The sequence below is a fragment of the Acrocarpospora phusangensis genome, from assembly GCF_016862995.1.
In the GTDB taxonomy this organism is placed as follows: Bacteria; Actinomycetota; Actinomycetes; order Streptosporangiales; family Streptosporangiaceae; genus Acrocarpospora; species Acrocarpospora phusangensis.
This window is the reverse complement of record NZ_BOOA01000007.1, coordinates 72,744-86,551: the sequence shown is the minus strand read 5'-3', so window position 1 is coordinate 86,551 and position 13,808 is coordinate 72,744. Positions and strand designations below refer to the sequence as shown.

Here is a 13,808-nt window from a genome sequence, read left to right as displayed (position 1 = left end):
GAACTAATACCTGTGTGCCGATACGATTCGCCCACCTCAATAGTCATTCTTGGACAGTCGGGAGGACGAAGTGGTCAGCGGTAAGGACCGCCAGAAGCAACTCGCGCGCGAGCATTACGAGCGCCAGCAGGCCGCGCGCATCCAGCGAGAGCGCGCCGCCAAGCGGACCGCCGCCATCGGGACCACCGTCGGCGTCCTCGTCGTGATCGGCGGCATCGTGGCCGCGGCGACCCTGCTGGGCGGCGGGGGCGAGGACCCCACGACGGCGAGCCCCACGGACACCGCGGTGCCCTCGGCCAGCGCGCCGCCGGCGGGCCCGAAGGCGTACGACCCCGCCTCCGGCAGCTGCGAGTACCTGGCGGACGGCCAGGCGGCCAAGGACGTCGGCCAGCCGCCCGCGAAGGTGTCCGCGCAGCCCGCCACCATGACCATCAACACCAGCCTGGGCACGATCGAGGCCACCCTGGACGGGGCGAAGGCGCCCTGCACGGTGGGCTCGTTCGAATTCCTGGCCTCGAAGAAGTACTTCGACGGCACCAAGTGTCACCGCCTGACCACCGAGGGCATCAAGGTGCTCCAGTGCGGCGACCCGACGGCGTCCGGCAGCGGCGGCCCCGGCTACCGCTTCGCCGACGAGAACCTGGAAGGCGCCAGCTACAAGCGCGGCGTGCTGGCCATGGCCAACAGCGGCCCCGGCACCAACGGCAGCCAGTTCTTCATCGTGTACGGCGACGAGACCGACTCCCTGCCCGACTCCTACACCCCCTTCGGGACCATCACCAAGGGTCTCGACGTGGTGGACAAGGTGGCCAAGGACGGGGTCGAGGGCGGTGGCGGCGACGGCCCGCCGAAGACGGCCGTCGAAATCAAAGACGTGACAATTACCGGCAAGAGCTGACGTAATACAACCAAGGGCCGTTTGCGCCCTGGAGGCTGATTCGAGTGCGGGAGGACACGGTGACCACCGACCCGTGGGGCCGGGTAGACGACGACGGCACCGTCTACGTGCGTACGGCTGAGGGAGAACGGGCCGTCGGGTCCTGGCAGGCCGGTGAACCGGAAGAGGCGCTGGCCTACTTCCACCGCAAGTTCGACGAGCTGGCCGGGCAGGTCCAGCTCCTCGAGCAGCGGGTGCGGGGCACCGATCTGCCGCCCGCGCAGGCCGAGGCGAGCATCCTGAAGCTGCGCGAGGCGGTCGCGGAGGCGCACGCGGTCGGCGATCTCGGCTCGCTCAACGACCGCCTCGGGGCGCTGTCCGAACTGGTCGGCAAGCGCCGCGAGGAGGTCAGGGCCGCCCGCGACCAGGCCAGATCGCAGGCCAAGGAGATCAAGGAGCGGATCGTCGCCGAGGCGGAGCGCATCGCCGAGGACGCCACCCACTGGAAGTCCGGCGGCGAGCGGCTGCGGCAGCTGGTGGAGGAGTGGAAGGCGGCCGAGCGCATCGACCGCGCCACCGAGGCCGGGCTGTGGAAGCGGCTGTCGGCGGCCAGGACGGCGTTCGCGAAGCGGCGGAAGGCGTACTTCTCCTCGCTGGACGAGCAGCGCGACCAGGTGCGCGGGCTGAAGGAGCGCATCGTCACCGAGGCCGAGGCGCTGGCCACCTCCACCGACTGGAACGCCACCGCGGCGGCCTACCGCGAGCTGATGCGGCAGTGGAAGTCGGCCGGGCGGGCCTCCCGCGAGGCCGAGGACGACCTGTGGAACAGGTTCAAGGGCGCGCAGGACCTGTTCTTCCAGGCCAGGTCCGCGGTGTTCGCCGAGCGTGACGCGTCCTTCGCGGCCAACGCGGAGGCCAAGGAGGCCCTGCTGGCGGACGCGGAGAAGATCCTCCCCGTCACCGACGTGCGGGCGGCGCGCAGCGCGCTGCGGGTGCTGGTGGAGCGCTGGGAGGCCGTCGGCCCCGTGCCGCGCGAGCAGCGCGACCGGCTGGAGGGCGGCCTGCGCAAGGTGGACGAGGCCGTCCGCCGCGCCGAGGAGGAGCAGTGGAAGCGCTCCAACCCGGAGGCCCGGGCGCGCGCCCAGGACACGGTGAACCAGCTCAGGAAGTCCATCGAGCAGCTGGAGAACCGCCTGGCCAAGGCGCAGCCGGGCAGCAAGGCGGCCAAGGAGGCCGAGGAGTCCATCGCGGCCCGCAGGTCCTGGCTCCAGGAGGCCGAGCGCACCCTGGCGGAGTTCTCCTGACCTACTCCTGACCGGCGAATACCGCTGAAAGGCGCTGAGAAGGCCCCCGCCCGTCCCGGGCGGGGGTTTTCCTATGAGGTGACCCGGTAGACGTCGTAGACGCCCTGGATGGTCCTGACGGCCTTCAGGACGTGGCCCAGGTGCTTGGGGTCGCCCATCTCGAAGGTGAACTTGCTCACCGCGACCCGGTCCCTGGACGTGGTGACCGACGCGGACAGGATGTTCACGTGCTGGTCGGAGAGCGTCCTGGTGACGTCGGACAGCAGCCGGGGCCGGTCCAGCGCCTCCACCTGGATGGCCACCAGGAAGACCGAGTCGTCGCCGGGCGACCAGGAGACCTCCACCAGCCGGTCCGGCTGCTCGCGGAGCTGGCCCACGTTGGCGCAGTCGATCCGGTGCACGGAGACCCCGTGGCCGCGGGTGACGAAGCCGATGATGTCGTCGCCCGGCACCGGCGTGCAGCAGCGGGAGAGCCGCACCCAGACGTCCGGGTCGCCGGCCACGATGACGCCCGCGTTGGAGTTGGCCCTGGGACGGCCCTTGAGGCGCGTGACGACCGCCGCCTCCGCGATGTCCTCCTCCGCCCCCTCGACGCCTCCCAGCGCCTGTACGAGCTTCTGGACGACGCTCTGGGCCGCGATGTGACCCTCGCCGACCGCCGCGTAGAGCGCGGACACGTCCGGGTAGCGCAGATCCCTGGCCAGGGCCAGCAGCGCCTCCCCCGACATCAGCCGCTGGAGCGGCAGGCCCTGCTTGCGCATGGCCCGGCCGATGGCCTCCTTGCCCGCCTCGATCGCGGTCTCCCTGCGCTCCTTGGAGAACCACTGGCGGATCTTGTTGCGGGCCCGGCCGCTCTTGACGAACTTCAGCCAGTCCCGGGAGGGACCCGCGTCCGGCGACTTGGAGGTGAAGATCTCCACGGTGTCGCCGTTGCCCAGCCGGGACTCCAGCGGCACCAGCCGGCCGTTCACCCTGGCTCCGATGCAGCGGTGCCCGACCTCGGTGTGCACCGCGTACGCGAAGTCGACGGGGGTGGCGCCGTCGGGGAGGGCGACCACCTGGCCGCGCGGGGTGAAGACGAACACCTCGGAGACCGACAGGTCGAAGCGGAGCGACTCCAGGAACTCGCCCGGGTCGGAGGTCTCCTTCTGCCAGTCCAGGAGCTGGCGCAGCCAGGCCATGTCGTTGACCTCTTTGACCTTGGCCGGGCCGGAGGTGGTCATCTCCTCCTTGTACTTCCAGTGGGCGGCCACGCCGTACTCCGCGCGGTTGTGCATGGCGCGGGTGCGGATCTGGAGCTCGACCGGCTTGCCCTCCGGGCCGATCACCGTGGTGTGCAGCGACTGGTACATGTTGAACTTGGGCATCGCGATGTAGTCCTTGAACCGGCCGGGCACCGGGTTCCACCGCGCGTGGATCGTTCCGAGCGCGGCGTAGCAGTCGCGGACCGTGTCCACCAGGACGCGGATGCCCACCAGGTCGTAGATGTCGTCGAAGGCCACGCCCCTGGCGATCATCTTCTGGTAGATCGAGTAGTAGTGCTTGGGGCGGCCCTTCACGGCCGCCTTGATCTTGGACTCGCGCAGGTCGCCGGAGACGTTCTCGATCACTTCCTGGAGGAACAGGTCGCGGCGGGGGGCCCGCTCCGACACCATCCGGGCGATCTCGTCGTAGCGCTTCGGGTAGAGCATGGCGAACGCGAGGTCCTCCAGCTCCCACTTGATGGTGTTCATGCCCAGCCGGTGCGCCAGCGGCGCGAAGATCTCCAGGGTCTCCCGGGACTTCTGCTGCCGCTTGTGCTCGGGCATGTAGCGCATCGTGCGCATGTTGTGCAGCCGGTCGGCGAGCTTGATCACCAGCACCCGGATGTCGCGGGACATCGCCACGACCATCTTGCGCACGGTCTCGGCCTGCGCCGCGTCCCCGAACTTGACCTTGTCCAGCTTGGTCACGCCGTCGACCAGCAGCCCGATGTTCTCACCGAAGTCGGCGCGCAGCTCGTCCAGGCTGTACGCGGTGTCCTCCACCGTGTCGTGCAGCAGGGCGGCGCACAGGGTCTCGTCGTCGGTGCCCAGCTCGGCCAGGATGGTGGCCACGGCCAGCGGATGGGTGATGTACGGGTCGCCGCTCTTGCGCTTCTGGTCCCGGTGGTGGAAGGCGGCCATGTCGTAGGCGCGCTCGATCAGGCGCAGGTCCGCCTTCGGATGGCTGGCCCGCACCGTCTTGAACAACGGCTCCAGAACCGGATTCATCGCCCCCCACTGTCCCCCGAACCGAGCGAGCCTGCGTCGGACGGCCGGCGCAGGCTTCTCCCCAGACTTCTCCCCTTCGTCTACTCCAACGTCACGGGACCGGGGTTCACTTCCGGGCGGCGCCTCCGCGCCGGGCGAACCGGCGCGTGGAGCCTCGACGCGCGGGGCCCCGGCGCGCTGCTCCTCGGGCGCGGGCTCCGCGGGCGCGGCGGAGGACACGCTGCCGGGGGCGACCACATCACGGGGCACACAGACTCCTTAGGCGTCGAGTCCAGGCCCCAAGTCTATCGGTGGTCCCAGGGGCTCTGGATCAGACGGTCACCAGGGACCGGACGTCGAGGCCGGCCAGCTTCTCCCGGCCGGCCAGGAAGGACAGCTCCATCAGGAACGAGACCGCCACCACCTGCGCTCCCGCCCGCCTGACCAGGTCCACGGCCGCCGCCGCCGTGCCGCCGGTGGCCAGCACGTCGTCCACCACCAGCACCCGCTCGCCGGGGGCGAACGCGTCGGCGTGCACCTCGACGGTGGCGGAGCCGTACTCCAGATCGTAGGACGCGGAGATGGTCTCGGCAGGCAGTTTGCCCTTCTTGCGGATCGGCACGAACCCCGCGGCGCAGCGGATGGCGACCGGCGCGGCCAGGATGAAGCCGCGCGCCTCGATGCCCACCACCTTGTCGAACGCGTAGCCGGCCGCCAGCCCGTCGACGACCTGCGTGAAGGCGGCGTGGTCGGCCAGCAGCGGGGTGATGTCCTTGAACAGGATGCCCGGCTTGGGGTAGTCGGGCACGTCCCTGATCAGCGAGATCCAATCGGTCACCCGCCCACCTTAGGGCACGCCCCGAGACGCCGGACACCCCGCGTCCCTGACGGGATCACGGGGTGTCCGAGTGGTTCCGCGACGCCGCCGCGAGCGGCCTCGCGGCTACTTCTTGGGCTTGTCCTTGGCCGCGCCGACCGGCTCCTTCTTGGCCTTGGCGGTGGCCTGCTTGGCCTCCGCGGCCTCCCGCTGGGCCACCCGGCGGGCCAGCGCCTGCCACTGCGGCTCGCGCTCCTTGAGCGACACCAGGATCGGCGTCGCCACGCAGATCGAGGAGTACGTGCCGACCAGCATGCCGACGAACAGCGCCAGCGACAGGTCCTTCAGCGTGCCCGCGCCGAGCAGCGTGGTGCCGATGAACAGGATCGCCGCCACGGGCAGGATCGCGACCAGCGAGGTGTTCAGCGACCGGATCAGGGTGTGGCTCAGCGCGTTGTTGGCCGCCTGCGTGTACGTCATCTTCGCGGACGTGCCCAGCTTCGCCGTCACCTCCTTGATCATGTCGAACACCACGACCGCGTCGTAGAGCGAGTAGCCGAGGATGGTGAGGAAGCCCAGCATGGTCGCCGGGGTCACCTCGAAGCCCGACCACGCGTACACGCCCGCGGTGATCACCAGGTCGTGCAGGAGCGCGACGATGGCCGCCAGGGCCATCTGCCACTCGAACGCGAAGGTCAGGTACGCCATGATCGCGACCATGAAGACGATCAGGCCGAGTACGGCCTTCTCGGAGACCTCGCCACCCCAGGTGGCGCCGATGACCTGCGAGCTGACCTGCTTCTCCGCCACCCCGAACTCGGCCGAGACGGCCTTCTGGACCTGGGTCACCTCGGCCGTGGTGAGGCTCTCGGTGGTCACCCGCCAGTTGGGGCCGGCCTCCTGGACGATGGCCTGGTGGATCACGCCCGTGTCCAGCATGGTGGCGCGGACGGTCTCCACGCTGGAGTTGGGCGTGCGGGCGAAGTCGAAGACCGAGCCGCCCTTGAACTCCACGCCCAGGTTGAGCCCGTTGATGATCAGACCGGCGATCGAGAACACCAGCAGGAAGAGCGACAAGCCGTACCAGAGCTTGCGCTTGCCGACGAAGTCGATGTCGATGTCGCCGCGGTAGAGGCGGCCGATGACGCCCGGCATCATGCCTCCTGCATGGTCTGGGTGCTGGACTCGGAGCGGGCCATGCGTTCGGCGTCGAGGCCGGACAGCTTGTGTCCCTTGGCGAAGAACTTGGTCCGGGCCACCAGCGACATCAGCGGCTTGGTGAACAGGAACACCACCACGACGTCGATCGCCGTGGTGAGGCCCATCGCGAAGGCGAAGCCGGCCACGTCGCCGACCGCCAGGAAGTAGAGCACGACGGCGGCGATGAACATGACCGCGTCGGCCACCAGGATGGTCCGGCGGGCCCGCCGCCAGGCCACCTCGACCGCGGCCCGCAGCGAGCGGCGGCCCTCCTTCATCTCGTCCCGCATGCGTTCGAAGAAGACGATGAAGGAGTCGGCGGTGATGCCGATCGAGACCACCAGGCCGATGATGTGCGGCAGCGAGAGGCGGAAGCCCGCGTTCTCGCTCAGCACCGTGACCGACAGGTAGGTCACCACCGTGGCCACGCCGAGGCTGGCGATGCCGACGAGGCCGAGGCCGCGGTAGTACAGCAGCAGGTAGAGCATGACGATCACGAGGCCGATGGCGCCCGAGATCAGGCCGCCGCGCAGCTGGTCGGCGCCGAGCGTCGAGGACACCGACACCACCGAGCTGGTGATGAACTTGAGCGGCAGCGCGCCGTACTTGAGCTGGTCGGCCAGCTCGGTGGCGGTCACCTGGGTGAAGCCGCCGGAGATGCGGGCCCGCCCGCCGGGGATCGCCTCGTTGATGGTCGGCGCGACGATGACGGCGCCGTCCAGGACCGTGGCCAGCTGGTTGCGCGGCTGCGGCAGCGTGGTGATGCGGCGGGTGACGTCGGCGAACTGGGTGGCGCCGGCGCTCTTGAAGTCGACCTGGACGATCCACTCGCCGGTGGTCGGGTCGGTCGCCGCGGACGCGCCCGCCAGCTCCGTGCCCTTCACCGCAGCCTTGTCCAGGATGTACTTGATCTGGCCGTTGGTGTCACAGGCGGCGTACTGCTTGTCCGGGTCGTCCTGCTTGCCCTGGCCGAAGTCGGTGGCCGAGCACTTCAGGTCCCTGAACTCCTGCATGACGGCGGGGTCGATGCCGCTGAGGTCCTGCCCGGCCAGCGGGTCGTCCGTGGGCGGCGTGCTCGCCTGGGTGGTCACCAGCGGCGACGGCTCCGCGCCCGGGCTGGCCGAGGCGCTGGGCTCCGCCGGGGCGGACGCGCTCGGCGACGGCGCGGTGAGCGCCTCGGCGAGAGCCCGGCCGGCCGGGCTCGCGGACGGCTCGGCCGAGGCTGCGGGCGTTCCGGCCGGAGTGGCGGCCGGGGAGCCGCTGGGGGCGTCGCTGGGCAGCGGCGCCGGCGCCTCCTGGGCGGACGCGATGGCGAGGACCTGGCGGAAGCGGAGCTCGGCGGTGGTCACCAGCTTCTCCGCCTGCTCCTGACCCGCCCCGGGAATCTGGATCAGGATGTTGCTGCCGGACTTGGCGACCTGGGCGTCGGAGATGCCGGTCCCGTTGACGCGGTCACGGATGATGTTGACGGCCCGGTTGAGGCTCTCCTCCGGCGGCGCCTGCTGGTCCAGCGTCTGCGGTGTCAGGGTCACCGTCGTGCCGCCGGCCAGGTCCAGGCCGAACTTCGGAATGTACGCGTTCTGCAGGATCGTCGCCGCGCCCATGGCGATGATGATGGCCAGCAGCACCAGGAGCGTACGTCCCGGCTTGATCTGGCTACTTGTCGGTGGGGCCACTGGTGGTCAGTCTTTCGGTCAAGGGGTCATCTAATGGGTACTCAGGACTTCTTGGTACTCGAATCCCCCTTCTCAGGGGCGTCAACCACCGCTTCGTCCACGGCGTCGTCCTCGGTTTCCCCTTCGTCGGTCTCATCGGCGTCGTCGACCGGCGTGACCACCCGGCCGATCGCGGCCTTGACCCAGCGGGTCTCGACTCCGGGCGCGATCTCCAGCAGGACGTCGTCGTCCGCGAAGCCCACCACCGTGGCGAACAGGCCGGTCGTCGTCATGACGCGCGAGCCCACCGACAGGGAGTTCTGCATCGCGACCTGCTCCTGCTGCCGCTTACGCTGCGGACGGATGAGCAGAAAGTAGAACACCACGATCAACAGAATGATCGGGAGGAACTGCGCAAGCCCTTCCACGGGGCTCTCCTTCGGTACGAGATGACCGGCCTAGCGCGCCGGAGGTCACACAGGTTGCCGCCTGCCCGGGCCGCCCAGCGCCGCTCAGCACCGCCCAGCGCCGCCGAACGCCACTGAACGCCGCTCAGCACGTCAGCCTACACAGCCAGCCAAGCCACGCAGTGTAGGCGAGCGCTCTGAAGCCCGGCAACGAACCCACGTTTAGGCACGCGGGAAAGTTCCGGATTCACGCCCTTGCAACCGATCTGTGATCCGTAGCACACCCTATGGCATCCATGTACGCCTTTCGCCCACAGCGAGCCCCCGTGCCCGGTCATCGACGTAAAAACTAGACCTCATCGAGACCTCCGAACGCCCCCGGCGGCACCGGCAGCCCGAAATGCGCCCACGCGGCGGCCGTCGCCACCCGCCCCCGGGGAGTACGGGCGAGCAGCCCCTGCCGGACCAGGAAGGGCTCGGCCACCACCTCGACGGTCTCCGGCTCCTCCCCCACCGCCACCGCCAGCGTGGACAGGCCGACGGGACCGCCGCCGAACCGGCGCAGCAGCGCGGTGAGCACGGCGCGGTCGAGCCGGTCCAGTCCTTCGGCGTCCACCTCGTAGAGGTTGAGGGCGGCGGAGGCGATGTCCCGGGTGATCAGGCCCTCGGCGCGCACGTCGGCGAAGTCGCGGACCCGGCGGAGCAGCCGGTTGGCGATGCGCGGGGTGCCCCGGGAGCGGCCGGCGATCTCCTCGCCGGCCTCGCCGGGCAGCGTCATCGAGAGCAGCCGGGCCGAGCGGCTCAGCACCTGCTCCAGCTCGGCCCGCTCGTAGAAGTCCATGTGCGCGGTGAAGCCGAACCGGTCGCGCAGCGGCGCGGGCAGCAGCCCGGCCCTGGTGGTGGCGCCGACCAGCGTGAACGGCGCGATGTCGAGCGGGATGGCGGTCGCGCCCGGGCCCTTGCCGACGACGATGTCGACCCGGAAGTCCTCCATCGCGAGGTACAGCATCTCCTCGGCGGGCCGGGCCATCCGGTGGATCTCGTCGATGAACAGCACCTCGCCGTCGCTCAGCGTGGAGAGGATGGCGGCCAGGTCCCCGGCGCGCTCCAGCGCCGGGCCGGAGGTGACCCGCAGCGGCGCGCCCAGCTCGGCCGCGATGATCATCGCCAGGGTAGTCTTGCCGAGGCCGGGGGGCCCGCTCATCAGCACGTGGTCCGGCGGGCGGCCGCGCAGCAGGGCGCTCTGCAGCACCAGCGACAGCTGCTCCCTGACCCGGGCCTGGCCGATGAACTCGCTCAGCCGCCTGGGCCGGAGCGCGGCCTCGATGAGCCGTTCGTCGCCTTCCGCGTCGGGCGAGACGAGCTCCCGATCGGAGTTCACAACCGCCTCCCGCCTGAAAGATTCACACCGGGGGTCATCGCACGCTCAGGGATCGAAGGGCCGCCTTGAGCAGTACCGCCACCTGCGGAGCGCGCCCGGCGGCGGTCTCCAGGTCGGCCTCGGGGGCGACGGCGGCCACCGCCTCGTCCGCGTCCCTGGCGGAGTAGCCCAGCCCGACCAGGCCGGAGTGCACCTGCTCCCGCCAGGGGGCGAGCCGCCCGCCGTTGAGCGCGGCGTTCACCGCCTCCTCGGGGGTGCCGAGCTTGTCCTTCAGCTCCAGGATGATGCGCTGGGCGCCCTTCTGGCCGATGCCGGGGACCATGGTGAGCGCCTTCAGGTCGGCGGCGGCCACGGCCAGGCGGAGCGCGTTCGGGGTGTGCACGGCCAGCATGGCCAGGGCGATCCGGGGGCCGACGCCGCTGGCGGTCTGGAGCATCTCGAAGACGGCGCGCTCGTCGTCGGTGGCGAAGCCGTACAGGGTCAGGGACTCCTCGCGGACGATGAGGGAGGTCGAGAGGCGGGCCTGTTCGCCGGTGCGCAGGGTGCCCAGGGTGCCGGGGGTGCAGTGCACGAGGACGCCGACGCCGCCGACCTCGATCACGGCGGAGTCCGGGGCGAGGGCGGCGACCCGGCCGGAGACGGAGGCGATCACGGCTTCCCCTTCGCTCGGGCGAGGGCGTCGGCGAGCCGGTTCTGGGCGGCGCCGCGCCAGACGTGGCAGATGGCGAGGGCGAGGGCGTCGGCCGCGTCGGCGGGCTTGGGCATGGCGTCGAGCCGGAGCAGCCGGGTCACCATGGCGCCGACCTGCTTCTTGTCGGCGGTGCCGCTGCCGGTGATGGCCGCCTTGACCTCGGAGGGGGTGTGCAGCGCGACCGGCAGGCCGCGCCTGGCCGCGCAGACGATGGCGACGGCGGCGGCCTGGGCGGTGCCCATCACGGTGCGCACGTTGTGCTGGGCGAAGACGCGCTCGACCGCGACCGCGTCGGGGCGCACCTCGTCGAGCCAGCGTTCGATCCCGGCCTCGACGGCCACCAGCCGCGCGCCGATGTCGTCGTCGGCGGGCGTGCGCACCACGCCGACGGCCACCAGGCTGAGCGGCGTGCCCGGCCGCCCTTCGACGGCGCCGAGCCCGCACCGGGTCAGCCCGGGATCGACCCCCAACACCCTGAGCACCCGCCGACCCCCAGTCCACCGAACACCTGTTCGGCGCAGACTTTACTCCACCGGGGCCGCGCAAGCACGCCGGACACGATCAGAAGTAGTCCAGCATGTACGGCCTGGCCGCGAACACCGCGTCCAGCGTCTCGTCCTGCGCCGCCGACCCGGTCATCAGCCCGGCCCGCCGCAGCGTGGCGCTGGGGACCCCCGCGTACAGGGCGGACAGACCACCGATGCCCAGAACGGGCCCCTCGGCGGAGCCGGTACGGCCGGCCGAGCCGGTTCCGCCCGCGACCTCCAGCCGCCAGCCCCCGGAGTTCCCGGGCCGCTGCGGGTCCTGGACCTGGACGACGGCGTCGGCGGTGACGGCGGCCGGGTAGCCGCGGGCGGCCACGGCCGACTCGACGTCGATCAGGCGGAACATCCAGCGGATCTGCTTGACCGCGTCCTGCTTGCGGTCGGCGAGCAGCCAGAAGACCGGGTCGTCCGGCGCGACCGGCGCGGTGACCCGCTTGGCGACGGTGGCGTGGCTGCCGACCAGGGCCCACAGCGCGCGGGCGGTGGCCGCCGACCCGGCCACCAGGTTGTCGATCTCGATGTCCTCGCCGGACCAGCGGTAGACCACGAAGCCGTCGTCGGCGAGGTAGTAGAAGTCGTCCTCGTCGTCCAGCCACAGCCGCCAGGCGTCCTCGTCGAAGCAGATCGGCCCGGAGGCGCGTCCGGCCGAGTGCACGCGGTCGAGGGTCGCGATCACCTCGGCGGCGTCGTCGGGGCCCATCCGGCGGAGCTTGACCGGCTCCCCGGGGGTGATCGTGCGCAGCGCCTCGGCGGGCACGTCCGCGATCAGCTGGGCTCCCGCGTGCTCCCAGCCCAGCCGCCGGTACAGGTGCGTGGTGGCCGGGAAGAGCGCGGAGACCGCGTGCCCGAGGTCGGCGCAGCGCTCCACGACCTCGAGCATGATCTGCCGCCCGACGCCCCGGCCGCGGTCCTCGGGCAGCACGGTGACGCTGGCGACGCCGCCCATCGACACCTGCCGCCCGTGCCACCACTGCCGGTACGGATTGATCCGCGCCGTCCCGACCAGCCGGGGCCCGTCGAAGGCCCCCAGATACCGCCCCTCCGCCACGTACGGCAGGACCAGCTTGCGCCAGATGGCCACCGACGAGTCGGACAGCGGCCCGAAGGCCCGCCGGCGGTTGTCGAGCACGGCGTCCAACTCGGCCTCGGTCAGCTCACGAATCTCCACAAGCGCCCACCGTATTCCGACGAACAATCCGAAAGCGACCGAATTTAGGCCGAACTCACCGGACTCAGAAGGTAATTCAAAAGCTCGCCCGTCGATCGCTTCGCCCCAGGCAGGTGACTCGCTTCGACGGCGCCGGGCTCCTTTTGAATTACCTTCTCAGGCGTCCAGCTTCTCCAGGATCTCGTCGGAGACGTCCACGTTCGCCCAGACGTTCTGCACGTCGTCGGAGTCCTCCAGCGCGTCGATCAGGCGGAACACCTTGCGCGCGCCCTCCTCGTCCACGGGCACGCTGATGGTCGGCAGGAAGCTGCTCTCCGCCGAGTCGTAGTCGATGCCCGCGTCCTGCAGCGCCTGGCGCACCGGCACCAGGTCGGCCGCCTCGGAGACGATCTCGAACGACTCGCCCAGGTCGTTGACCTCTTCGGCGCCCGCGTCCAGGACGGCGTCGAGCACCTGGTCCTCGCTCAGCTCGACCCGGCCGGCCTTGGTCTCGGAGACCAGCTTGGGCACCATGACGACGCCCTTGCGGTTGAACATGTACGACACCGAGTTGGGGTCGGCCAGCGAGCCGCCGTTGCGGGTCAGCGCGACCCGGACCTCGGAGGCGGCCCGGTTGCGGTTGTCGGTGAGGCACTCGATCAGGACGGCGACGCCGTTGGGGCCGTAGCCCTCGTACATGATGGTCTGCCAGTCGGCGCCGCCGGCCTCGAGGCCGCCGCCGCGCTTGCGGGCGCGCTCGATGTTGTCGTTGGGCACCGAGCTCTTCTTGGCCTTGGTGATGGCGTCGTAGAGGGTCGGGTTGCCCTCCGGGTCGGGACCGCCGGTCCTGGCCGCTACCTCGATGTTCTTGATGAGCTTGGCGAAGAGCTTGCCGCGCTTGGAGTCGAGCGCCGCCTTCTTGTGCTTCGTCGTCGCCCATTTGGAGTGGCCGGACATCGCCTAGAGCTCCCTTACCATCTCAACGAAATACGAATGGACCCGCGCGTCGCCGGTGAGCTCCGGATGGAAGGACGTCGCGAGCAGCGGCCCGTGGCGGACCGCGACGATCCTATCGCCAGCGCGGGCCAGCACTTCGACATCCGCTCCCACCGACTCCACCCACGGGGCCCGGATGAACACCGCACGGTACGGCCCGCGCCCCGCGAAGTCCAGGTCCGCCTCGAAGGAGTCCACCTGGCGGCCGAAGGCGTTGCGGCGCACCACCATGTCGATGCCGCCGAGGGTCTGCTGGCCGTCGATCCCGCCCTCGATCCGGTCCGCCAGCATGATCATGCCGGCGCAGGACCCGAACGCGGGCATGCCCTCCTTGATCCGCGCCCGGAGCGGTTCGAGCAGGTCGAAGGCGGCGGCGAGCTTCCAGATGGTGGTGGACTCGCCGCCCGGGATCACCAGCGCGTCCACGGCCTGGAGCTCCTCCAGCCGCCGGACCGGAACGCCCTCCGCGCCGGCGGTGGCCAGGGCGCGCACATGTTCCCGCACGTCGCCTTGGAGGGCGAGAACGCCGATCTTCACGTCGCTCTGCAGTTGGGTCA

Annotated in this window: 13 protein-coding genes; 2 read left to right on the top strand and 11 right to left on the bottom strand. The window is 70.7% G+C overall.

The annotated features are described in order from the left end of the window. The first annotated feature begins 70 nt into the window (after positions 1-70). Both Aph01nite_RS06145 and Aph01nite_RS06140 read left to right on the top strand, forming a co-directional pair. A complete protein-coding gene (locus Aph01nite_RS06145; protein ID WP_204039760.1) occupies positions 71-898 on the top strand; it encodes a peptidylprolyl isomerase in 828 nt (275 codons plus the stop codon). 44 nt (positions 899-942) lie between these two features. Further along, positions 943-2,181 (top strand): DUF349 domain-containing protein, encoded by a 1,239-nt coding sequence (locus Aph01nite_RS06140; protein WP_239161424.1) that lies wholly within the window; start codon positions 943-945, stop codon positions 2,179-2,181. Between the two features lie 71 nt (positions 2,182-2,252). Here the strand turns inward: Aph01nite_RS06140 and Aph01nite_RS06135 are convergent, their stop codons facing one another. The 11 genes from Aph01nite_RS06135 to pdxT form a co-directional block, all read right to left on the bottom strand. After that, a complete protein-coding gene (locus tag Aph01nite_RS06135) occupies positions 2,253-4,433 on the bottom strand; it encodes a RelA/SpoT family protein (protein ID WP_204039759.1) in 2,181 nt (726 codons plus the stop codon). Between the two features lie 310 nt (positions 4,434-4,743). After that, positions 4,744-5,250: an adenine phosphoribosyltransferase gene (locus Aph01nite_RS06130; RefSeq protein ID WP_204039758.1), complete on the bottom strand. Its 507-nt coding sequence runs from the start codon at positions 5,248-5,250 to the stop codon at positions 4,744-4,746. Positions 5,251-5,355: 105 nt separating this feature from the next. Further along, entirely contained in the window at positions 5,356-6,384 is a 1,029-nt protein-coding gene (gene secF / locus Aph01nite_RS06125) for a protein translocase subunit SecF (RefSeq protein ID WP_204039757.1), read from the bottom strand. Next, positions 6,384-8,105: a protein translocase subunit SecD gene (gene secD, locus Aph01nite_RS06120; RefSeq protein WP_307836762.1), complete on the bottom strand. Its 1,722-nt coding sequence runs from the start codon at positions 8,103-8,105 to the stop codon at positions 6,384-6,386. The genes secF and secD overlap by 1 nt, the downstream gene beginning before the upstream one ends. A 41-nt stretch (positions 8,106-8,146) precedes the next feature. Then, complete coding sequence (gene yajC / locus Aph01nite_RS06115; RefSeq protein WP_204039756.1) at positions 8,147-8,512, bottom strand: preprotein translocase subunit YajC; 366 nt, start codon at positions 8,510-8,512, stop codon at positions 8,147-8,149. A 328-nt stretch (positions 8,513-8,840) separates the two neighbouring features. Then, a complete protein-coding gene (gene ruvB / locus Aph01nite_RS06110) occupies positions 8,841-9,872 on the bottom strand; it encodes a Holliday junction branch migration DNA helicase RuvB (RefSeq protein WP_204039755.1) in 1,032 nt (343 codons plus the stop codon). Positions 9,873-9,906: 34 nt separating this feature from the next. Beyond that, on the bottom strand, positions 9,907-10,524 hold the full coding sequence (gene ruvA, locus Aph01nite_RS06105) for a Holliday junction branch migration protein RuvA (RefSeq protein WP_204039754.1): 618 nt from the start codon (positions 10,522-10,524) through the stop codon (positions 9,907-9,909). Next, entirely contained in the window at positions 10,521-11,045 is a 525-nt protein-coding gene (gene ruvC / locus Aph01nite_RS06100; protein ID WP_204039753.1) for a crossover junction endodeoxyribonuclease RuvC, read from the bottom strand. Before ruvC ends, ruvA begins: the two co-directional genes overlap by 4 nt. Before the next feature lie 79 nt (positions 11,046-11,124). Further along, positions 11,125-12,276, bottom strand: a complete 1,152-nt coding sequence (locus Aph01nite_RS06095; RefSeq protein ID WP_204039752.1) for a GNAT family N-acetyltransferase — start codon at positions 12,274-12,276, stop codon at positions 11,125-11,127. 156 nt (positions 12,277-12,432) lie between these two features. Next, positions 12,433-13,212, bottom strand: a complete 780-nt coding sequence (locus tag Aph01nite_RS06090; RefSeq protein WP_204039751.1) for a YebC/PmpR family DNA-binding transcriptional regulator — start codon at positions 13,210-13,212, stop codon at positions 12,433-12,435. Between the two features lie 3 nt (positions 13,213-13,215). Beyond that, positions 13,216-13,800: a pyridoxal 5'-phosphate synthase glutaminase subunit PdxT gene (pdxT, locus tag Aph01nite_RS06085; RefSeq protein WP_204039854.1), complete on the bottom strand. Its 585-nt coding sequence runs from the start codon at positions 13,798-13,800 to the stop codon at positions 13,216-13,218. Positions 13,801-13,808 lie beyond the last annotated feature (8 nt).

Excerpts from the sequence above, each read along its gene's own strand:
- Aph01nite_RS06135 (WP_204039759.1), bottom strand. The coding sequence starts at position 4,433 with ATGAATCCGGTTCTGGAGCCGTTGTTCAAGACGGTGCGGGCCAGCCAT.
- secF (WP_204039757.1), bottom strand. The coding sequence starts at position 6,384 with ATGCCGGGCGTCATCGGCCGCCTCTACCGCGGCGACATCGACATCGAC.
- Aph01nite_RS06090 (WP_204039751.1), bottom strand. The coding sequence starts at position 13,212 with ATGTCCGGCCACTCCAAATGGGCGACGACGAAGCACAAGAAGGCGGCG.